This is a genomic window from Dialister sp. (genome assembly GCF_051885895.1).
In the GTDB taxonomy this organism is placed as follows: domain Bacteria; phylum Bacillota; class Negativicutes; order Veillonellales; family Dialisteraceae; genus Dialister.
On the sequence record NZ_JBJEXP010000069.1, the window covers coordinates 20060 to 37856 of the forward strand.

The 17797-nt window shown below is 48.3% G+C and carries 33 protein-coding genes; 2 read left to right on the plus strand and 31 right to left on the minus strand.

The window, feature by feature from the left end:
• Positions 1–15: 15 nt before the first annotated feature.
• The 31 genes from ACI4N7_RS05810 to ACI4N7_RS05960 all read right to left on the minus strand — a co-directional run bounded on the left by ACI4N7_RS05810 (position 16) and on the right by ACI4N7_RS05960 (position 16252).
• The gene (locus ACI4N7_RS05810) at positions 16–1008 is read right to left on the minus strand and encodes a DNA-directed RNA polymerase subunit alpha (protein WP_439732418.1); all 993 of its coding nucleotides are present in this window, start codon (positions 1006–1008) and stop codon (positions 16–18) included.
• Between the two features lie 60 nt (positions 1009–1068).
• Positions 1069–1458 (minus strand): 30S ribosomal protein S11, encoded by a 390-nt coding sequence (gene rpsK, locus ACI4N7_RS05815; RefSeq protein WP_008859827.1) that lies wholly within the window; start codon positions 1456–1458, stop codon positions 1069–1071.
• An 18-nt stretch (positions 1459–1476) separates the two neighbouring features.
• Positions 1477–1854, minus strand: a complete 378-nt coding sequence (gene rpsM / locus ACI4N7_RS05820) for a 30S ribosomal protein S13 (protein WP_008859826.1) — start codon at positions 1852–1854, stop codon at positions 1477–1479.
• Positions 1855–1876: 22 nt separating this feature from the next.
• The gene (gene rpmJ / locus ACI4N7_RS05825) at positions 1877–1990 is read right to left on the minus strand and encodes a 50S ribosomal protein L36 (RefSeq protein ID WP_008859825.1); all 114 of its coding nucleotides are present in this window, start codon (positions 1988–1990) and stop codon (positions 1877–1879) included.
• 16 nt (positions 1991–2006) lie between these two features.
• Positions 2007–2228 carry a translation initiation factor IF-1 gene (gene infA, locus ACI4N7_RS05830; protein WP_008859824.1) on the minus strand — a complete coding sequence of 74 codons (222 nt, stop codon included), beginning with the start codon at positions 2226–2228 and terminating at the stop codon, positions 2007–2009.
• A gap of 47 nt (positions 2229–2275) precedes the next feature.
• On the minus strand, positions 2276–3028 hold the full coding sequence (gene map / locus ACI4N7_RS05835) for a type I methionyl aminopeptidase (protein ID WP_439732419.1): 753 nt from the start codon (positions 3026–3028) through the stop codon (positions 2276–2278).
• Entirely contained in the window at positions 3025–3678 is a 654-nt protein-coding gene (locus ACI4N7_RS05840) for an adenylate kinase (protein WP_439732420.1), read from the minus strand. The genes map and ACI4N7_RS05840 overlap by 4 nt, the downstream gene beginning before the upstream one ends.
• Before the next feature lie 26 nt (positions 3679–3704).
• A complete protein-coding gene (gene secY, locus ACI4N7_RS05845) occupies positions 3705–4967 on the minus strand; it encodes a preprotein translocase subunit SecY (RefSeq protein ID WP_439732421.1) in 1263 nt (420 codons plus the stop codon).
• A 1-nt stretch (position 4968) separates the two neighbouring features.
• Complete coding sequence (gene rplO, locus ACI4N7_RS05850) at positions 4969–5409, minus strand: 50S ribosomal protein L15 (protein WP_439732422.1); 441 nt, start codon at positions 5407–5409, stop codon at positions 4969–4971.
• 19 nt (positions 5410–5428) lie between these two features.
• Positions 5429–5608, minus strand: a complete 180-nt coding sequence (gene rpmD / locus ACI4N7_RS05855; protein WP_291057841.1) for a 50S ribosomal protein L30 — start codon at positions 5606–5608, stop codon at positions 5429–5431.
• Positions 5609–5619: 11 nt separating this feature from the next.
• Positions 5620–6120 (minus strand): 30S ribosomal protein S5, encoded by a 501-nt coding sequence (gene rpsE, locus ACI4N7_RS05860; protein WP_291057842.1) that lies wholly within the window; start codon positions 6118–6120, stop codon positions 5620–5622.
• A gap of 17 nt (positions 6121–6137) precedes the next feature.
• Positions 6138–6503, minus strand: coding sequence for a 50S ribosomal protein L18 (gene rplR / locus ACI4N7_RS05865; protein ID WP_008859817.1), 366 nt, complete (start codon positions 6501–6503; stop codon positions 6138–6140).
• Positions 6504–6521: 18 nt separating this feature from the next.
• Complete coding sequence (gene rplF / locus ACI4N7_RS05870; protein WP_439732423.1) at positions 6522–7064, minus strand: 50S ribosomal protein L6; 543 nt, start codon at positions 7062–7064, stop codon at positions 6522–6524.
• Positions 7065–7081: 17 nt separating this feature from the next.
• On the minus strand, positions 7082–7480 hold the full coding sequence (gene rpsH, locus ACI4N7_RS05875; protein WP_439732424.1) for a 30S ribosomal protein S8: 399 nt from the start codon (positions 7478–7480) through the stop codon (positions 7082–7084).
• A gap of 20 nt (positions 7481–7500) precedes the next feature.
• Positions 7501–7770, minus strand: a complete 270-nt coding sequence (gene rpsN, locus ACI4N7_RS05880; protein WP_439732425.1) for a 30S ribosomal protein S14 — start codon at positions 7768–7770, stop codon at positions 7501–7503.
• 12 nt (positions 7771–7782) lie between these two features.
• On the minus strand, positions 7783–8322 hold the full coding sequence (gene rplE, locus ACI4N7_RS05885) for a 50S ribosomal protein L5 (RefSeq protein WP_439732426.1): 540 nt from the start codon (positions 8320–8322) through the stop codon (positions 7783–7785).
• 19 nt (positions 8323–8341) lie between these two features.
• On the minus strand, positions 8342–8671 hold the full coding sequence (gene rplX / locus ACI4N7_RS05890) for a 50S ribosomal protein L24 (protein ID WP_008859812.1): 330 nt from the start codon (positions 8669–8671) through the stop codon (positions 8342–8344).
• Positions 8672–8685: 14 nt separating this feature from the next.
• A complete protein-coding gene (gene rplN, locus ACI4N7_RS05895; RefSeq protein ID WP_439732427.1) occupies positions 8686–9054 on the minus strand; it encodes a 50S ribosomal protein L14 in 369 nt (122 codons plus the stop codon).
• A 32-nt stretch (positions 9055–9086) separates the two neighbouring features.
• Positions 9087–9347 (minus strand): 30S ribosomal protein S17, encoded by a 261-nt coding sequence (gene rpsQ / locus ACI4N7_RS05900; protein WP_022105777.1) that lies wholly within the window; start codon positions 9345–9347, stop codon positions 9087–9089.
• A gap of 26 nt (positions 9348–9373) precedes the next feature.
• Entirely contained in the window at positions 9374–9580 is a 207-nt protein-coding gene (rpmC, locus tag ACI4N7_RS05905) for a 50S ribosomal protein L29 (protein ID WP_291057848.1), read from the minus strand.
• 1 nt (position 9581) lies between these two features.
• On the minus strand, positions 9582–10007 hold the full coding sequence (gene rplP, locus ACI4N7_RS05910; RefSeq protein WP_439732428.1) for a 50S ribosomal protein L16: 426 nt from the start codon (positions 10005–10007) through the stop codon (positions 9582–9584).
• Positions 10007–10768, minus strand: coding sequence for a 30S ribosomal protein S3 (rpsC, locus tag ACI4N7_RS05915; RefSeq protein WP_439732429.1), 762 nt, complete (start codon positions 10766–10768; stop codon positions 10007–10009). Before rpsC ends, rplP begins: the two co-directional genes overlap by 1 nt.
• Before the next feature lie 18 nt (positions 10769–10786).
• The gene (gene rplV / locus ACI4N7_RS05920; protein WP_299142521.1) at positions 10787–11122 is read right to left on the minus strand and encodes a 50S ribosomal protein L22; all 336 of its coding nucleotides are present in this window, start codon (positions 11120–11122) and stop codon (positions 10787–10789) included.
• Positions 11123–11136: 14 nt separating this feature from the next.
• Positions 11137–11418: a 30S ribosomal protein S19 gene (gene rpsS, locus ACI4N7_RS05925; protein WP_008859805.1), complete on the minus strand. Its 282-nt coding sequence runs from the start codon at positions 11416–11418 to the stop codon at positions 11137–11139.
• A gap of 17 nt (positions 11419–11435) precedes the next feature.
• Positions 11436–12263, minus strand: a complete 828-nt coding sequence (rplB, locus tag ACI4N7_RS05930) for a 50S ribosomal protein L2 (protein WP_439732430.1) — start codon at positions 12261–12263, stop codon at positions 11436–11438.
• A 14-nt stretch (positions 12264–12277) separates the two neighbouring features.
• A complete protein-coding gene (gene rplW, locus ACI4N7_RS05935; protein WP_439732431.1) occupies positions 12278–12559 on the minus strand; it encodes a 50S ribosomal protein L23 in 282 nt (93 codons plus the stop codon).
• Positions 12559–13185, minus strand: a complete 627-nt coding sequence (gene rplD / locus ACI4N7_RS05940; protein ID WP_439732432.1) for a 50S ribosomal protein L4 — start codon at positions 13183–13185, stop codon at positions 12559–12561. Before rplD ends, rplW begins: the two co-directional genes overlap by 1 nt.
• A gap of 50 nt (positions 13186–13235) precedes the next feature.
• Positions 13236–13877 (minus strand): 50S ribosomal protein L3, encoded by a 642-nt coding sequence (gene rplC / locus ACI4N7_RS05945; protein WP_439732433.1) that lies wholly within the window; start codon positions 13875–13877, stop codon positions 13236–13238.
• 12 nt (positions 13878–13889) lie between these two features.
• Positions 13890–14201 (minus strand): 30S ribosomal protein S10, encoded by a 312-nt coding sequence (rpsJ, locus tag ACI4N7_RS05950; protein ID WP_008859800.1) that lies wholly within the window; start codon positions 14199–14201, stop codon positions 13890–13892.
• Positions 14202–14980: 779 nt separating this feature from the next.
• Positions 14981–15856, minus strand: coding sequence for a hypothetical protein (locus ACI4N7_RS05955; protein WP_439732434.1), 876 nt, complete (start codon positions 15854–15856; stop codon positions 14981–14983).
• A gap of 9 nt (positions 15857–15865) precedes the next feature.
• A complete protein-coding gene (locus ACI4N7_RS05960; RefSeq protein WP_439732435.1) occupies positions 15866–16252 on the minus strand; it encodes an FMN-binding protein in 387 nt (128 codons plus the stop codon).
• A gap of 240 nt (positions 16253–16492) precedes the next feature.
• Between ACI4N7_RS05960 and ACI4N7_RS05965 the strand changes: the two genes are divergently transcribed.
• Positions 16493–17233, plus strand: coding sequence for a hypothetical protein (locus ACI4N7_RS05965; protein ID WP_439732436.1), 741 nt, complete (start codon positions 16493–16495; stop codon positions 17231–17233).
• A 10-nt stretch (positions 17234–17243) separates the two neighbouring features.
• Positions 17244–17797 (plus strand): 3'-5' exonuclease (locus ACI4N7_RS05970; protein ID WP_439732437.1); only part of this gene is annotated, 554 nt, incomplete at its 3' end.

Here is a 17797-nt window from a genome sequence, read left to right on the forward strand (position 1 = left end):
CCTCCTATAACTATATCAATCCTTGGAATCTTTGAGATGAAGTCCGTAATCCCGGAAATTAGCCAGTTTTTCTTTGATTTCATCTACAGATTTTTTACCAAGGTTGCGTACACGGGTCAATTCATCTTCTGTTTTGTCTGTCAGTTCGCCGATAGTATTGATCTCAGCTCTCTTCAGGCAGTTAAATGCACGAACGGAAAGTTCCAATTCGTCAATAGGAAGATCGCGGACAGCGTCTTCATTGACTTTATCCTGGGAAGGAGCGGGACTTTCTTCTGCTTCTTCGCCTTCCACCGGTTCACTGCCAGGCTGGCTGATACCGATTTTACGGAAGTTTTCAAAGCAGCTGATCAGAATATTGGCAGCTGTTGCCACTGCATCATCTGCATTGACAGAGCCGTCAGTATCCACTTCCAGAGTCAGTTTGTCGAAATCCATTTCGTTGCCCACACGGGTATCGCTGACTTCATAATTGCATTTTACAACAGGAGAATAAATGGAGTCGATCGGGATAACGCCGATTACGTCATCATCCCGTTTGTTCTTTGTAAAAGGTACATAGCCATGACCGCGGTTGATGGTCATTTCCATGCCCAGATGGGCATCGGAATCCAACGTGCAGATGGCCAGATCTTTGTTGAGAACATCTATTTCTGCCGGCAGTACCATATCGCCGGCATGGAAAATACCCTCTTTAGTGATATCGATTCTGACAGTGATGGGGAAGGTCGCTTCGTCATGAGCGATGAAGCGGATCTTCTTCAGATTCAGAATCATATCTGTTACATCTTCTCTGACGCCGTTAATAGTAGAAAATTCATGAAGCACGCCGTCGATTTTGATAGACGTAATAGCCACACCGTCTAAAGATGAAAGCAACACGCGTCTTAAACTGTTTCCCAGGGTGATGCCATAGCCTCTTTCGAGCGGTTCGCATTCGAATTTGCCATGCCGTTTGTCATCGCTGAGTTCCACAGTCTTTATTGTGAAGCTTGTATTTTCGATCATCCGAAAGTCCTCCTTCTGCGCCTGGCGGCGCCAAAATGAAACAGAAAGGATATACCTTAATTATACTCTTCTGCGTTTCGGAGGACGGCAGCCGTTATGAGGAATCGGGGTGACGTCCTTAATGCTGCTGACTTCGATGCCTGCTGCCTGCAGTGCACGGATAGCTGCTTCACGGCCTGCGCCCGGTCCTTTTACAAAGACATCAGCGGAACGCATGCCCTGATCAATAGCCACTTTGGCAGCCTGTTCTGCTGCCATCTGTGCTGCGAATGGTGTGCTCTTACGAGAGCCCTTGAATCCGAGTCCGCCGGCGGATGCCCATGCAATGGTATTGCCGTTGGAGTCAGTAATCGTTACAATCGTGTTGTTGAAAGTAGAACGAATATGAGCTGCACCGGATTCTACATGTTTTCTTTCTTTTCTTTTTGCTTTACTTTTTACCGTAGCCATTATATCCCTCCTTCAACATTACTTCTTTGTTGCAGTCTTCTTACCTGCAATTGTCTTCTTCGGACCCTTCCGTGTACGGGCATTGGTCTTTGTTCTCTGTCCGCGTACCGGCAGGCCTTCACGATGACGTCTGCCTCTGTAGGAGCCGATTTCTACCAGACGCTTAATGTTGAGGGATTCTTCTCTACGGAGATCACCTTCGACTTTGTAGTCAGCCAGAGCGTTGCGGATTTTTGCAACGTCATCTTCTGTCAGATCTCTCACTCGGATATCAGGATTAATTCCTGCTTTGCTTAAGATTTCTTTGGAAAGAGTGGGGCCAATTCCATAAATATAAGTTAAGCCGATCTCAACGCGCTTATCTCTTGGTAAGTCTACACCAGCTATACGTGCCATCTACTCTTTAACCTCCTTTTAATTAACCTTGTCTCTGCTTATGCTTCGGATTTTCACAAATGACCATAACACGGCCTTTGCGTTTGATGATCTTGCACTTGTCACACATCTTTTTAACGGACGGTCTGACCTTCATCTTGGTTCCTCCTTACTTACTTGTAACGATAGGTAATCCTGCCGTGCTCTAAATCGTAGGGCGTCAATTCTACTGTTACCTTATCTCCAGGCAGTATACGGATGAAATTCATCCTCATTTTGCCGGAAATAGTAGCCAGCACAATATGGCCGCCGTTTTCCAGTTTGACACGGAACATGGCGTTTGGAAGCTTTTCTACTACTTTGCCTTCCACTTCAATAACGTCTGCCTTGCTCATGAGAGCCTCCTTTGGCTTACATATACTGTCCGCTGGTAACGATAGAATCAGTCGCGCAGCGTCAGAATTTTAGGACCATCTTTAGTAATGGCAATTGTGTGTTCCACATGAGCCGACGGTTTGCCGTCAGCAGTCACTACACCCCAGCCATCACGAAGAGTAATGATATCAGCACTTCCCATGGTAATCATAGGTTCAATGCAGATAACCATGCCTTCTTCCAGACGCGGCCCATGACCTGGCGTTCCGTAATTCGGAATTTCCGGATCTTCGTGCATGTCTGTTCCGATACCATGGCCTACATATTCCCGAAGGACTCCGTAGCCATAAGGCTTCACATAGCTTTCCACCGCATGACCGATGTCGCCTACTGTGTTGCCCGGGACTGCCTGCCGGATGCCGGCAAAAAGAGCTCCTTCTGTCGCTTTGATCAGCTGGAGGTTCTTCTTATTGGTATGTCCCACCGGAACTGTGATACAGGAATCACCCATGTAACCATTTAATTCTACCACAAGATCGATAGAAATGATATCACCTTTTTTTAAAATTTTTCTTGCTGAAGGAATTCCATGAACTACAGTGTCATTTACCGATGCGCAGATGGATCCGGGATAACCTTCATATCCCTTTTCAGCAGGTGTGCCGCCCCTGTCTCTGATAAATTTTTCTGCCAGATGATCAAGATCAAGAGTACTCATTCCTGGCTTTACTGCTTTTTCCAGCATAGAGAGCGTGTCCGCAGTCAGACGGCTGGCTGCGGCAATCTTCTCTATCTCTTCCGGTGTATGGATGATAATCATTTAGAAGCCTTCTTCAAAGCATCCTGAATATCAGCATAAACCTTGTCCATGGACTGGTCTCCGTCGATTTCGTAGTACCGGCCGCTTACCTTGTAATAATCGATGAGCGGCTTTGTGGATGTTTCGTACACATCCAGACGCTGGGAGATGGTTTTTTCATTATCATCAGCCCGCTGGTACAGTTCACCGCCGCAGTTGTCGCAGATGCCTGCTTTCTTCGGCGGACGGAATTCTTTGTGGAAGGAAGCTCCACATTTACGGCATACAAGTCTGCCGCTTACTCTCTTGATGATGTCATCACGGTTTGCTTTGATACCGATGACAGCAGTAAGCTGGATGCCCAGTTCGTGGAGAATAGCATCCAGGGCAGAGGCCTGGGCGGTGGTGCGGGGGAATCCGTCAAGGATCCATCCCTTTTTGCAGTCGTCCTGGGCCAGTCTTTCCTTGACAATGCCCACAGTTACACTATCCGGAACAAGGGCTCCCTTGTCCATGTAGCTTTTAGCTTCCTTGCCAAGAGCAGTTCCTGATTTCACAGCCGCACGGAACATGTCGCCTGTAGCAATCTGGGGGATGCCGTAATCACGAATGAGCTTTTCTGCCTGGGTGCCTTTGCCGGCGCCGGGAGGTCCCATTAATAAGATATACATATCCTGCTCCTTATTTTATAAAAGCCTTATTTGATAAAGCCCTGATAGTTTCTTGTAACCATATAAGACTGTGCCTGTCTCATGGTGTCCAGTGCAACGCCGACAATAATGAGGAGGGATGTACCACCGAAGTACACGCCCTGAATGCCGGTAATGTTTCCGATGAAGTTCGGAAGGATTGCAATGAAAGCCAGGAAAACGGCACCGGTCAGAGTAATTCTGGACAATACCTTATCTACATACATCATGGTGGGCTGGCCCGGGCGGATGCCTGGAATGAAGCCGCCATATTTCTTCATATTATCTGCCAGATCCTTGATATTCACGGAAATGGCCGTATAGAAATAGGTAAAGATAAAAATGAGGAAACCGTAGCAGATGGTGTTTGGCCAGGTGCCCCATCCGAAGAAATTCCCAATGGACTGTACCCAGCTTACATGAATAAACTGAGCCAGCGTAATGGGCAGCATAAGGATGGAAGAAGCAAAGATGATGGGAATAACACCGGCCTGGTTCACTTTGAGAGGCAGGTAGGTGGAATGACCGCCATACATTCTCCGTCCAATCACGCGCTTAGCATACTGGATAGGGATTCTTCTCTGTCCTTCATTGACTTCGATAACCATAAGGATCATAGCCAGTGCAATGACCAGGAACAGAAGAAGCTGGAAGGGGGAAATGGTGCCGACCTTGAGATAATCAACAACTGTGGAAATAGCCTGCGGGAAGCGGGCTACGATGCCGCAGAAGATGATAAGGGAAATCCCGTTGCCAATACCATGTTCCGTAATTTTATCGCCAATCCACATAAGAAGGCAGGTGCCTGCAGTCAGGACGACGATAACGAAAAAGAAATACAGCCAGCTGTTATCAACAAGGGCATTGTTGATACGCAGAGCATAGGTCATGCCGAATGCCTGCACAGCTGCCAGGAAAATTGTAAAGTATCTTGTAACTTTCTGAATCTTCTTGTATCCTTCAGCCCCGTCTTTTCTCCATTCTTCCAGAGTAGGAATGACGGCTGTCAGAAGCTGCATAATAATGGATGAGTTGATGTAGGGAGTGATACTCATGGCAAAAATAGAAAATTTGCTGAGTGCTCCGCCGGCGAAGAGATCCAGGAAACCAAAGAGGTTGCCGGATGTAAAAAGGCTTTCAATCACCGATGAATCAACCCCCGGCACGGGGATATGAACCCCGAGACGGAAGATGACAAACATCAGGAAAGTGAAAAGAATGCGATCTTTGAGTTCTTTATTTGCAAAAAAGTTTGCTAAAGTAGATCCCATATCAGATCACCTCTACTTTTCCACCTGCTGCTTCGATTTTCTGCTGAGCGGTCTTAGTGAATCCCTGAGCTCTTACGGTCAGAGCCTTGGACAGTTCACCGTTTCCCAGTACACGTACACCATCGAGAACGTTCTTCAGAACACCTGCTTCAATCAGTGCAGCCGGATCAACGACAGCGTTGTCATCGAAACGATTCAGCTGTTCAACATTGATTACAGCGTATTCCTTAGCTAATACATTTTTAAAACCGCGCTTTGGAAGACGACGGTACAGAGGCATCTGGCCGCCTTCAAATCCCGGACGGACACCGCCGCCTGTTCTAGCGTTCTGGCCTTTTGCACCGCGGGTAGCCTGTTTGCCCATACCGCTTCCAAGGCCTCTGCCTACACGGCGGCGTGCTCTTGTGGAGCCTTCAGCCGGTTTCAGTTCATGCAGTTTCATCAGTGCACCTCCTTCTTAATTATTCTGCTTCTTTGCATTCAACCAGATGCTGGACAGAGTGAATCATGCCTTTAATCTGGGGGGTAAGTTCTTTTTCTACAGAGGAATTGGTCTTATGAAGGCCAAGTGCCTTAATAGTAGCGATATGTTCCGGTCTGGAGCCAATCACGCTTTTTTTCAGTGTAATAATAACTTTCATGAGGGGCCCCCTTAGTTGTAAATTTCGTCCAGGCTCTTTCCACGGAGTGCTGCAACAGTTTCTGCATTTTCAAGCTTGGAAAGACCGTCCATAGTAGCTCTAACCATGTTGATGGGGTTAGAAGAACCAAGGGACTTGGTCAGAATATTACGGATACCTGCCAGAGCGAGCACGGCACGAACCGGGCCGCCGGCTTTGATACCGGTACCTTCAGCAGCAGGTTTCATAATAACCTTGCCGGCACCATAGATGCCCAGCATAGGATGAGGAATGGTTCCGTTTTTCAGAGCCACGGTAATCATGTTTTTCTTAGCGTCTTCAACGCCCTTGCGGATAGCTTCAGGAACTTCAGCTGCCTTGCCCAGGCCTGCGCCTACTTTGCCCTTGCCATCACCGACTACTACAACTGCAGCAAAGGAAAAACGACGGCCGCCTTTTACGACTTTAGCAACGCGGTTAATGAAAACGACGTTTTCCTGTAAGTCGGATTCCTGTTTTTCAAATCTTGGCATGTGCTTTCTCCTTTACCTTAAAATTTCAAGCCGGCTTCGCGGGCACCTTCAGCCAGAGCCTGTACTCTGCCATGATAGATATAACCGCCGCGATCGAACACAACTGTTTCAATTCCCTTTTCAAGGGCTCTCTTTGCAACGAGAGCACCTACAGCCTTAGCAGCTTCAGCGTTACCGCCATAGGGGAACTGAGCTTTGATTTCTTTATCTAAGGTATTAGCCGATACCAGGGTTACGCCAGCTTCATCATCGATGACCTGAGCGTAGATGTTAGCCAGAGATCTGAAAACATTGAGACGCGGGCAAGCGGCAGTACCGGAGATTTTCTTACGAAGACGCAGATGACGGCGGATAACCGCATTTCTGCTTGCATTTTTACGCATATTGTTCTACCTCCTGTCTTACTTTGTTGCGCCGGTCTTACCAGCCTTACGGCGTACGTATTCACCGGAATAACGGATACCCTTGCCTTTGTAAGGTTCCGGTTCTCTCCAGCCGCGGATTTCAGCTGCGACCTGGCCAACCATTTCCTTATCAGCTCCGGATACGAGGATGACAACAGAAGACGGGGTTGTAATTGTAATTCCTTCCGGCGGAGTAATGATAACCGGATGGGAGAAACCGAGGGACAGCTTCAGGTTTTTGCCCTGCATCTGTGCATTGTAGCCAACGCCCTGGATTTCCAGTTTCTTTTCAAAGCCCTGTGTTACACCAACAACCATGTTGTTGATCAGGGTACGGGTCAGTCCGTGCAGGGAACGGTTTTTAATTTCATCATTCGGACGGGAAACAAGAACTTCATTGTTTTCCAGTTTAATGTCCATTTCTTCATTCAGTGTACGGGACAGTGTGCCTTTCGGACCCTTAACTGTCACTGTATGGCCGTCAATCTTGACTTCCACACCAGCCGGGACCGTAATAGGTTTCTTGCCAATTCTTGACATTCTATACCTCCAACGGATTACCAGACAAACGCAAGAACTTCACCGCCAAGGCCTTCTTTGCGAGCTGCCTTGTCAGTCATGATGCCCTTGGATGTGGAAATAACTGCAATACCGAGACCGCCCAGAACCTTCGGCAGTTCTTCTTTGCCTGCATAGACTCTGAGACCCGGTTTGGAAATTCTCTTCAGACCTTTGATGACCTTTTCACGGTTAGCGCCGTATTTCAGGGAAACACGAAGAACCTGATGGCCTTCTACTTCGATCTGTTCTACGTTTTTGATAAAGCCTTCATCTTTTAAAATCGTAAGCACAGCTGCCTTAATTTTAGAAGCAGGCATATCTACCTTATCATGATATGCATCGTTCGCATTACGAATACGGGTAAGCATATCCGCAATTGGATCGGTTGTTACCATTATTTAATCCTCCTCCCGAATTACCAGCTGGCTTTTTTAATTCCCGGAATTTCGCCGTTGTAAGCCAGATCACGGAACTGGTTGCGGCAAATTCCGAATTTACGCATATAGCCGTGGGGACGGCCGGTCAGTTTGCAACGATTATGCAGACGTGTCGGAGAAGCGTTGCGCGGCAGCTTGGAAAGAGCTTCCCAGTCGCCTGCTTCCTTCAGAGCCTGACGTTTGGCTGCATATTTCTGAACAGCGAGTTCTCTCTTCTTCTCGCGTTCCAACATAGACTTCTTTGCCATATTGTCCTCCGCTTATTTCTTGAACGGCATGCCGAACTGTCTCAGAAGTTCACGAGCTTCTTCATCAGTCTTAGCCGTAGTTACAACAATGATATCCATGCCACGGATTCTGTCGATCTTTTCATAATCAACTTCCGGGAAAATCAGCTGTTCTTTAACGCCGAACGCATAATTTCCGCGGCCGTCGAAACTCTGGTCGCTGATACCACGGAAGTCACGTACGCGCGGAAGAGCGATGTTGATGAGACGATCGAGGAATTCGTACATTCTGTCACCACGAAGGGTAACTTTGCAGCCCAGGGGCATTCCTTCACGAATGTGCCATGCAGCCAGGGATTTATGAGCCTTGCAGATCATCGGCTGCTGACCGGTGATAGCTGCCAGATCAGATGCTGCTGCATCCACTGCTTTAGAGTTTTCAGTAGCTTCGCCTACACCGATATTGATGACAATTTTTTCCAGCTTCGGAATTTCCATGTCATTTTTGTAGCCGAACTTTTCGCGCATGGTATTTTTAATCTGCGCTTTGTACAAATCGTTTAATCTGGACACTTGTTATCCTCCTTCCCGCTTAAGCCTTGTCAATAATAGCGCCGCTCTTAACAGCTGCTCTTACATAAGAGCCGTCCTTCTGCTGGACTTTCTTTACGCGGGTCGGTTTCTTGGATTCCGGATCCAGGATCATCACTTTGGAAGCATAAATCGGAGCTTCTTTCTCGATAATGCCACCCTTTGGATTTGCCTGGCTCGGTTTTGTGTGTTTCTTGACCATGTTGACGCCTTCAACGACTACACGGCCTTCTTTCGGCATAGCAGCCTTGATTTTGCCCTGCTTGCCCTTATCTTTGCCGGAAATAACGACAACTGTGTCTCCGGTCTTTACATGCAGTTTCTGACTCATCATTTGCCTCCCTATTAGAGCACTTCCGGAGCCAGGGAAATAATCTTCATGAAATCTCTTTCACGGAGTTCTCTTGCTACCGGTCCAAAAATACGTGTTCCTACCGGGCTCTTGTCGTCTTTAATAATAACAACTGCGTTTTCATCAAAGCGGATGTGAGATCCGTCGCTGCGGCTTACGCCATTTACGGTACGGACTACAACAGCCTTGACAACCTGGCCCTTCTTAACAACGCCGCCGGGGGTTGCATCTTTGACCGTGCAAACCACAATATCACCGATATTGCCGCTCTTACGGAAGGAACCACCCAGAACTTTAATAACCAGGACGTTCTTAGCACCGGTATTATCCGCAACGTTGAGTCTGCTTTCCTGCTGAATCATCGTGCCTATCCTCCTATAATTATCTTTCTATATCAGTTCTGACGGGCAACGATTTTCTCAACTCTCCAACGCTTGTCATGAGACAGCGGGCGGGTTTCGACGATGCGTACCGTATCACCGACACGGCATTCGTTGTTTTCGTCATGCGCTTTGAACTTGGTTGTGGTATTAATTGATTTTTTGTACAGCTTGTGGGGAACTTTACGTTCTACAGCAACAACAACGGTTTTGTCCATTTTATCGCTGACAACAATTCCCTGGCGCACCTTGCGCAACTTTCTTTCTTCTGCCACGTTGAGATCCTCCTTTGGATTAACCGTTATGCCTTCTTGGCAGCCTTCAATTCTTCTTCACGCTGAACAGTTTTGATTCTTGCGATGGTCTTCTTTACTTCACGAATACGCATCGGATTTTCAAGCTGTCCTGTAGCGAGCTGAAAACGGAGGTTAAACAGTTCTTCCTTTAAGCCGGCAACCTTTTCATCTAATTCGGCAGTGCTCAGGTTACGAATTTCATTGACCTTCATTTTATTCACCTGCCACTTCTTGTCCTTTAACTACAAATTTAGTCTTGATCGGCAGCTTGTGACCTGCAAGGCGCATAGCTTCCTTTGCAGCTTCGATGGGGATGCCGCCCATTTCGAACATAACACGGCCAGGTCTTACAACGGCTACCCAGTATTCAACTGCGCCTTTGCCGGAGCCCTGACGGGTGCCAATCGGTTTTGCGGAAACCGGTTTGTCCGGGAAAATCTTAATCCAGACCTTGCCGCCGCGCTTGGTATAACGGGTCATAGCAATACGGGCTGCTTCGATCTGACGGCTGGTAATCCAGGACGGTTCCAGGGCAACCAGGCCAAATTCACCATAAGTAACGGTGTTTCCGCGATGTTCCTTGCCTTTCATACGGCCGCGGAACTGTTTACGATATTTTGTACGCTTTGGAATTAACATCAGGAATCACTCCTTTCAGAGTTTTTCGGTCTGCGTTCTCTGCGATCACCGCGGCGGCCGCCTCTTCTGTTGCCATCATGGCGGTTGCCTCTGTCTTTATTGGTGCGGGTGTTTTCGTTTTCATCCACAACCTGTCCCGGTGCGAGTTCGCCTTTATAAATCCAGACCTTAACGCCGATAGCACCATAGGTGGTATGAGCTGCGGTTACACCGTAGTCAATGTTGGCGCGAAGAGTCTGAAGAGGAATGGAACCTTCACGGTAGCTTTCACTGCGGGCAATTTCTGCGCCGCCGAGACGACCGGAAACGGTTACCTTAATACCTTTAGCGCCTGCGCGCATGGTTCTGCCAACTGCCTGTTTAACAGCGCGGCGGAAGCCGATACGTCTTTCCAGCTGGGAAGCAATGTTTTCAGCAACCAGGATAGCGCTCATGTCGGTGGATTTGATTTCAAGGATATCAATGTCCACTTCTTTATCCGTTACAGCAGCCAGAGCCTTTTTAATATCTTCAATGCCTGTGCCGCCGCGGCCGATAACCATGCCTGGTTTAGCAGTATAAATGGCAAGTTTTACTCTATTGCCTACACGTTTAATGCCAATCTTGGAAATGCCTGCGACAAACAGGTGCTTCTTTAAAAACTGGCGGATTTTGGCATCTTCCACAAGCAGTGCAGCATAATCTTTTTCTGCAAACCATTTGGAATCCCAGTCATCGATCACGCCTACACGCATTCCATGCGGATTAACTTTCTGACCCAAAACGTTTCCCTCCTTCGATTACTCTTTTTCAGAAACTTTTACCGTCAGTGTGCTGGTACGTTTCATAATCCCGAAAGCCTGTCCACGGGAACGTGGATGTACACGCTTCATAATCGGGCCTGCATCTACATAAATTGTGGAGATGTAGAGATTGTCAATGTTCATGTCGTTGTTGTTTTCTGCATTTGCCATAGCGCTTCTCAGGGTCTTTTCAACCACGATGGAAGCAGCTTTATGGGTATTGCGCAGAATGGAGATAGCTTCTCCCGCTTTCTTGCCGCGGACAAGGTTAGCTACGATGCGGACCTTGCGGGGAGAAATGCGGACATTTCTTGAAATTGCCTGAACTTCCATTTTATTCCTCCCTGTTATTTACCTGCAGCGGCCTTATCACTCTTGTTGTGGCCCTTGAATGTACGGGTCGGAGCGAATTCGCCAAGCTTATGGCCAACCATATCTTCAGTAATGTAAACCGGTACATGCTTTCTTCCGTCGTGAATCGCAATGGTGTGACCTACGAAGCTCGGAAGGATAGTAGAAGCACGGGACCAGGTTTTTACAATTTTCTTATCGTTAGCTGCGTTCAGTGCGTCAATCTTCTTTACCAGAGAGAAAGCGACGAACGGGCCTTTTTTTACGGATCTGGACACTTTTACTCCTCCTTATCTTACTTGCGTCTCTTAACAATCAGCTTGGTAGACGCTTTTCTGTTGTCGCGGGTCTTCACGCCGTAAGCAGGCTTGCCCCACGGGGTAACAGGACGCTTACGTCCGACAGGAGCCTTGCCTTCGCCGCCGCCATGCGGATGGTCATTCGGGTTCATTACAACGCCGCGGGTGGTCGGACGAACGCCGAGCCAGCGGTTTCTTCCTGCTTTGCCCAGGGTGATGTTTTCATGGTCATCATTGCCCACAACACCGATTGTTGCGCGGCAGCGAATGTGTACTCTGCGCAGTTCACCGGAAGGAAGACGGAGAAGAGCATAATCTCCTTCTTTAGCCATCAGCTGAGCGCTGGCACCGGCAGAACGAACCATCTGGCCGCCTTTGCCGATTTTCAGTTCCACATTGTGAACAACAGTACCAAGAGGAATATTGGTGAAAGGCAGGCAGTTGCCTACTTTAATATCAGATTCAGGACCGCTGGTAACTACATCGCCAACTTTAAGTCCCTTCGGAGCAAGGATGTAACGCTTTTCACCGTCTGCATACTGCAGAAGAGCGATGCGGCAGGTACGGTTCGGATCGTATTCGATCGTTGCAACTTTAGCCGGAATGTTATCCTTGTTTCTCTTGAAATCGATGATTCTGTACTGACGTTTATGACCGCCGCCCTGATGGCGAACTGTCATTTTACCGGAGCCATTGCGACCGCCATGATTATGAACAGGAGCCAGAAGAGATTTTTCCGGCTTATCTGCTGTAATTTCATCAAAAGTGGAAACGGTCATCTGACGGCGTCCGGGAGTGTACGGTTTAAAAGATTTATAAGCCATTGATTTACTCCTCCTTACGCTTCGAAGAGTTCAATTGTTTCGCCCGGTTTGAGTGTAACAATTGCTTTCTTCCAATCACTGCGACGACCCTGGGTACGGCCCAGACGTTTCATCTTGCCTTCATAACGCATGGTGTTCACAGCCTGAACTTTGACTTTGAAAATCTGTTCCACAGCCTGGCGGATTTCAACCTTGGTAGCGGAAAGGGGCACACGGAACGTATACTTGCGTTCTTCCATGAGGGCTGTAGTTTTTTCTGTAACGATCGGTTTAATGAGGATGTCACGTGCTTCCATTATGCGAGTACCTCCTCAATCTTCTTAACTGCTTCCTGAGTCAGGAACAGCTTGTCATAATTTACAATATCATACACGTTGATTCCGCTGGGAACGTAAGCTTTAACGCCCGGGATGTTTCTTGCGGAGAGAACGGTGTTTTCAGCTGCATCGCCGCCATCAACGATGAGAGCCTTGCCTGCTGCATTGAATGCAGAAAGCATTTTTACAACTTCCTTTGTCTTCGGTGCGTCGAAATGAATGGCATCAATAACTACCAGTTCATTAGCGCGAAGCTTTTCGGAAAGAGCAGATTTAACAGCCAGCTGGCGTGCCTTTCTCGGCATAGCCTTTGCATGGCTTCTGGGGGTCGGTCCGAATACGGTGCCGCCGCCAACCCACAGTGGGGAGCGGATGGATCCGACTCTGGCACGGCCGGTGCCCTTCTGTTTCCAGGGCTTCTTGCCGCCGCCGCGGACAAGGCCTCTGGTCTTTGTGGCATGGGTGCCAAGGCGTTCATTAGCCATCTGGCGAACCACTGCCTGATGAATAACAGCTTCGTTATAGTCTACGCCAAAGACGCTGTCATTCAGCTCTATTTCACCGGTTTCCTGGCCGGCTACATTATACAGCTTTACTTTCGGCATTGAGATGTTCCTCCCTTAATCAGAACAATTTTCTGTTGTTCCAGACAATATTATTTTACAGGCTTTACAGTTTCCTGTACCATGACGAGGCTTCCCTTAGCGCCGGGGATCCCGCCTTTGACAAGCATAAGATTACGGGCAGTATCAACTCTTACTACCTGAAGATGCTGAACAGTGACTCTATCGCCGCCCAGCTGTCCCGGCATCTTCTTGCCTTTGAATACCTTTCCGCCGCCGCCGGACATACGAGCACCGAGGGATGCTGTCTGACGATGGTTTTTGGAACCGTGGCTTTCAGGGCCGCGCTGGTGATTCCAACGTTTAATGGTGCCGGCGAAACCTTTGCCGCGGCTGGTGCCGATTACGTCTACAATTTCGCCTTCTGCGAAGATATCAGCAGCCAGAGTTTGGCCTACTGTGTAAGACGGCTTTTCAGCGAGTCTGTATTCACGCAGATATTTAACCGGTTCAATACCAGCCTTTTCAAACTGACCTTTTACAGGTTTTGTCAAATGTTTTTCTTTGACAGCGCCATAACCGAGCTGAACAGCATTGTATCCATCGCTTTCAACGGTTTTAACAGCTGCTACAACGTTTGGCAGAACTTCAATAACACTTACCGGAACCAGGTCGCCGTTTTCAGCGAACACCTGGGACATTCCTAATTTTGTTCCCAAAATAGCCTTAGACATCTTTGCACCTCCTTACAGTTTAATATCAATGCTGACGCCGGCTGGCAGTTCCAGTCTCATCAGCGCATCCGCGGTCTTCTTGGACGGATCGAGGATGTCAATAAGTCTCTTGTGAATACGCATTTCAAACTGTTCACGGCTGTCTTTGTTGACATGTGGTGAACGGAGAATGGTATACACGTTCCGTTCCGTTGGAAGCGGAATCGGACCGGAGACACGGGAGCCTGTTCTCTTGGCAGTCTCCGCGATCTTCGCTGCGCTCTGATCAACGGCTTTGTGATCATAGCCTTTCAGCCGAATTCTGATTTTTTCCTGTTTCGACATTACATAAACCTCCTACGTTCATTTCCTGAATGAACTGCTCCGTGGAAATTCCCCTGCAGTGCAGGCCACCTTCCACTTCATAGTTTTGACTGACTCCCTTTTCCGCTTTCGCCCTCGTACGAAAGCCCGAAAACGTTCAGCCTTTAAATCATACTATTTTCCTTGTACGAATGCAAGTATTTCATCAAAATTTAATATTTTTATCGATAAATCTCCTATGCACGATAAATTCTGATCATTTCGTATTTAGGCTCGCCTTATTTTAACATAAACACGCCACCTGGTGTGTACCTTATTACATGAAATTTTGATAAAATTTTCAAATTTCCCCTTTTCAGAGACAGCAGACTGCCTGTCTGTTATAAAAACGTTCCCTTCAGCGTCTTTTTATTGGTGCCTTTATATTATACATATATATGATAATGTAGAGGGAAGGAGAACATGAATCTGCGATTTTTTCTCCTGCCCACGCAAAAACCGCAGTCGGCATCCATCTGACTGCGGTTTTCGTTTATTACAGTATAAGGGACCGGGCTCTTTCCCTGACCAGAGGTGCGAAAGCCTTTCCGTCCTCGATTTGTTTCAGGAGAATCTGCCGTTCCCTGGGAGACAGCAGTACGTCTCTTCCATATACGGCAGAAAGATAGTTCACCGTACATTGAGGCACATTGAAAAGAAACCGGAAATAAAGCGGCCCCAGGGCGCGGTATTTCTACCATTCCGGTGCCAGCTCGTCTTCAGCCAGATGAGGCCTCTTTTCAAAAAATACGGACCGCAATCTATCTGACCCGTTCCCGGGTAATATAGAGCCTTTCCCCTATGGTTTTCAGGGAGCATCCATCCAGACGCATGGAAAGAATCATGCGGTATCGTTCATTGATCATACTTTCCAGGAAGCACCGGGCTGTAGGGCAGCTGTCAGTCTGGTCAAAACAGGTTCGCACATACCCCTGCTTCCCGCATTCTACCAGCCCCTTTTCTCGAAGGAAGGAAATAACTTCCTCCAGCCTGTTTCGAGGGAGGAGGGCGTTTTTCCATTCCTTTTCCATATCGGCAAAGGTCATTTTTCCCTTCATATCCATAATGTCAAAGATTTTCAGCTGTACCAGCCGCCGGAAAGGAAGAAATTCCCAGAGTTCATCCAGCCCGCCTCCCTTTTCCCTGTCAGAAGGAAGGGAAAGGGCCAGTTTTTTCATGGAAGAAAGGGGAATGTGCAGCCAGGAAGCAAGGGACCTGATGATTTCCCTGTCCACGGCTTCCGGTTCTCTGTCTACGGAGACCGGCCTTCTCCCCTTCTTCTGCCAAGCCATCATGCTGTGCTTCCTGTAGCTTTTCAGGAACCGGACATAAAAAGCGGAGGCCTGCATCAGCTGCTCCCATTTTTTCCATCGCAGCTCTTCAGCAATATGATCCTCCAGATTCTGCCCGGAAACCCATTGATCCAGATACTTTCTGAACTCCAGAGTTCCCAGCATCCGTTCCATGCGCCTTGGATTCCTTGTGAAATCAAGGGAAAAGATCCCGTCAAATCCCTTTTCCTTCACATATCCGTCCAGGAAAGACAGTTCTACCAAAAGGCCCAGTCTTTCTGCTGTCCCTTCTTTCTCCTCAAGCCAGCGGTGAAAGGCGGCGCACACAGAACACTCCAGCGTCATGACACCACCTCACCGGTCCGCTTCCGCCAGAGCGGCCGCAGCCGCATCAAAGAACTGCTTATAGGATACGGTGGCGCCGGAAATACCGTCCACCTTGTTGACTTCCTGCATCTGCACCAGAGCCTGGGCATATGTATGATTAGCCGCTACCGCCAGCTGGGCCCTATTGTAATAAGCCTTATTTTCCTCCCCCTTTGTTCTTCCGTAGGACTCATCCTTCAGCGTACCGTCTTTCTTGTAGCCTTCATAAGCGGCCGCAGTGATTTTATGATCTTTCACCGTAATAGAAAGCACTGTACAGTCGCCCCGTTCATTGGGCTGGCTCTTTCCTTCAACGGAAGAAGATATTTCAAGGAACGTACCCATGGCACGTCCCGAGTCCATATATTCTTCCATAGTTTTATCCTTTATAAATTTAAAATAAGCATGCAAATACTCATTTTTAGATATGCCAAATTTCTTGATTCACATATAGAGTAGTGAAAAGGGAAAGCCCTGTCAACCTTGATTATCAAAGAAACGGCAGGTCTTTATTTAATTGAGAATTGCCCTTCTTCCTTCCCCAAAAGCTCCCTTTCCTTTCTCCAAAGACTTATATGGTATAATAAAAATTGTAAGAAACGGAGGTTTTACAGAATGAAAGTAATCTATGACGACAGTTTATTTGATACGATTCCCGGGCTCTGTATAGGAGTCCTTGCCATCCGCGCCGTGGACAACCGGGGCGTAAATCTGGAAGCAGAAGCCTTCCGCCGCCGCTGCTGCACGGAAACAAACCTGCTCCTCAAAATGAATCCCTCCATGGCAGACGCAGAAATCAAGCGCTATGACGATGCCCTGACCCATCTGGGCGTACAGGGCGCCCGCACGACCCTTTCCGCCCTCTTCAGGGAATACAAGAAAGAACTGGGCATCGAAGAGGAAGAAGAAGCAAAAGCAGGAGATGACTATGAAATTCTCTCCCAGCCCAAGGCCGCCAGCCTGGATGAACTGGCCGGTTCCGACGTACTCCCCCGTATGAATCCGGTGATGGACATGGTCCGGGGCGGCATGCTGAAATTTCATGTAGACATCCACGCCTTCGACATGGGCGACAGGAAAACACCGCTGGAAATCAAAAAAAATAATGGCGAATGGGCCGTCACCCTGGGAGGCAGTACCGCTGTTCATAACTGGTACTGCGAAGACGGTACCGCTGCCAAGGTAGGACCGGACTCCGAAAACATCCTCATCCTCATCACCGGCTTTGCCCCGAACCGCAAAAAAGTAGCCGCTGCCAGGAATGAACTGGCCCGCCGTATGAAATCCGCCTTTGACCGCTCCGTAGAAGTAGGCTGGCTGGAAGCCGGCATCCATGAATTCACCGCTTCCATCTGAAAGGTTTTCCATGAAATACGCAGCACTAGACTTTGAAACCGCCTACTGGGGGCCGGCCAATGCCTGCTCTCTGGGCATCGTCATCAGCGATGGAAAAGAAATCATTGATGAATGGTATCATCTGATTCAGCCTCTCACATTGAAATTCGATACAGGCTGCATGCGTGTCAACGGCATCCATCCCGAAGACGTGGCAGAGGAAGAAAAGTTCCCCTATTTCTGGGATGAAATCGCCCGCCGGCTGGAAGGCTCTATTGTCTTTGCCCACAATGCACGCTTTGACATGGGTGTCCTTGCCTCCGCCCTGGACACCTACCACCTGCCGGACATCCACTTCCGTTACGGTGATACAGTCGTACTTTCCAGAAAGCTCTGGAAAGACATGCCCAACCATAAACTGAATACCGTAGCTGGCATCCTGGGCTTTGACTTCCATCATCACCAGGCCCTGGATGATGCCAGAGCCTGCGAATACATTGTCAGAAAAGCCTTGGAGGAAACCGCCCTTCCTTCAGTGGAAGATCTTATGAAGCAGACAGGCCAGGAGCTGAAGCGATTTGCCGT

Coding starts and splice junctions, on each gene's coding strand:
- ACI4N7_RS05810 (WP_439732418.1), bottom strand. CDS start 1,008: ATGATCGAAAATACAAGCTTCACAATAAAGACTGTGGAACTCAGCGAT.
- rpsK (WP_008859827.1), bottom strand. CDS start 1,458: ATGGCTACGGTAAAAAGTAAAGCAAAAAGAAAAGAAAGAAAACATGTA.
- rpsM (WP_008859826.1), bottom strand. CDS start 1,854: ATGGCACGTATAGCTGGTGTAGACTTACCAAGAGATAAGCGCGTTGAG.
- rpmJ (WP_008859825.1), bottom strand. CDS start 1,990: ATGAAGGTCAGACCGTCCGTTAAAAAGATGTGTGACAAGTGCAAGATC.
- infA (WP_008859824.1), bottom strand. CDS start 2,228: ATGAGCAAGGCAGACGTTATTGAAGTGGAAGGCAAAGTAGTAGAAAAG.
- map (WP_439732419.1), bottom strand. CDS start 3,028: ATGATTATCATCCATACACCGGAAGAGATAGAGAAGATTGCCGCAGCC.
- ACI4N7_RS05840 (WP_439732420.1), bottom strand. CDS start 3,678: ATGTATATCTTATTAATGGGACCTCCCGGCGCCGGCAAAGGCACCCAG.
- secY (WP_439732421.1), bottom strand. CDS start 4,967: ATGGGATCTACTTTAGCAAACTTTTTTGCAAATAAAGAACTCAAAGAT.
- rplO (WP_439732422.1), bottom strand. CDS start 5,409: ATGAAACTGCATGAACTGAAACCGGCTGAAGGCTCCACAAGAGCACGC.
- rpmD (WP_291057841.1), bottom strand. CDS start 5,608: ATGAAAGTTATTATTACACTGAAAAAAAGCGTGATTGGCTCCAGACCG.
- rpsE (WP_291057842.1), bottom strand. CDS start 6,120: ATGCCAAGATTTGAAAAACAGGAATCCGACTTACAGGAAAACGTCGTT.
- rplR (WP_008859817.1), bottom strand. CDS start 6,503: ATGCGTAAAAATGCAAGCAGAAATGCGGTTATCCGCCGTCATCTGCGT.
- rplF (WP_439732423.1), bottom strand. CDS start 7,064: ATGTCAAGAATTGGCAAGAAACCTATTACGGTCCCGGCTGGTGTGGAA.
- rpsH (WP_439732424.1), bottom strand. CDS start 7,480: ATGGTAACAACCGATCCAATTGCGGATATGCTTACCCGTATTCGTAAT.
- rpsN (WP_439732425.1), bottom strand. CDS start 7,770: ATGGCAAAGAAGTCTATGTTGGAACGCGAGAAGAAGAGAGAACTCGCT.
- rplX (WP_008859812.1), bottom strand. CDS start 8,671: ATGAGTCAGAAACTGCATGTAAAGACCGGAGACACAGTTGTCGTTATT.
- rplN (WP_439732427.1), bottom strand. CDS start 9,054: ATGATTCAGCAGGAAAGCAGACTCAACGTTGCGGATAATACCGGTGCT.
- rpmC (WP_291057848.1), bottom strand. CDS start 9,580: ATGAAGGTCAATGAAATTCGTAACCTGAGCACTGCCGAATTAGATGAA.
- rplP (WP_439732428.1), bottom strand. CDS start 10,007: ATGTTAATTCCAAAGCGTACAAAATATCGTAAACAGTTCCGCGGCCGT.
- rplV (WP_299142521.1), bottom strand. CDS start 11,122: ATGGAAGTTCAGGCAATTTCAAGAAATGTCCGCATTTCTCCCCGCAAG.
- rplB (WP_439732430.1), bottom strand. CDS start 12,263: ATGGCTTATAAATCTTTTAAACCGTACACTCCCGGACGCCGTCAGATG.
- rplW (WP_439732431.1), bottom strand. CDS start 12,559: ATGGAAGCACGTGACATCCTCATTAAACCGATCGTTACAGAAAAAACT.
- rplD (WP_439732432.1), bottom strand. CDS start 13,185: ATGCCGAAAGTAAAGCTGTATAATGTAGCCGGCCAGGAAACCGGTGAA.
- rplC (WP_439732433.1), bottom strand. CDS start 13,877: ATGTCTAAGGCTATTTTGGGAACAAAATTAGGAATGTCCCAGGTGTTC.
- rpsJ (WP_008859800.1), bottom strand. CDS start 14,201: ATGTCGAAACAGGAAAAAATCAGAATTCGGCTGAAAGGCTATGATCAC.
- ACI4N7_RS05955 (WP_439732434.1), bottom strand. CDS start 15,856: ATGACGCTGGAGTGTTCTGTGTGCGCCGCCTTTCACCGCTGGCTTGAG.
- ACI4N7_RS05960 (WP_439732435.1), bottom strand. CDS start 16,252: ATGGAAGAATATATGGACTCGGGACGTGCCATGGGTACGTTCCTTGAA.
- ACI4N7_RS05965 (WP_439732436.1), top strand. CDS start 16,493: ATGAAAGTAATCTATGACGACAGTTTATTTGATACGATTCCCGGGCTC.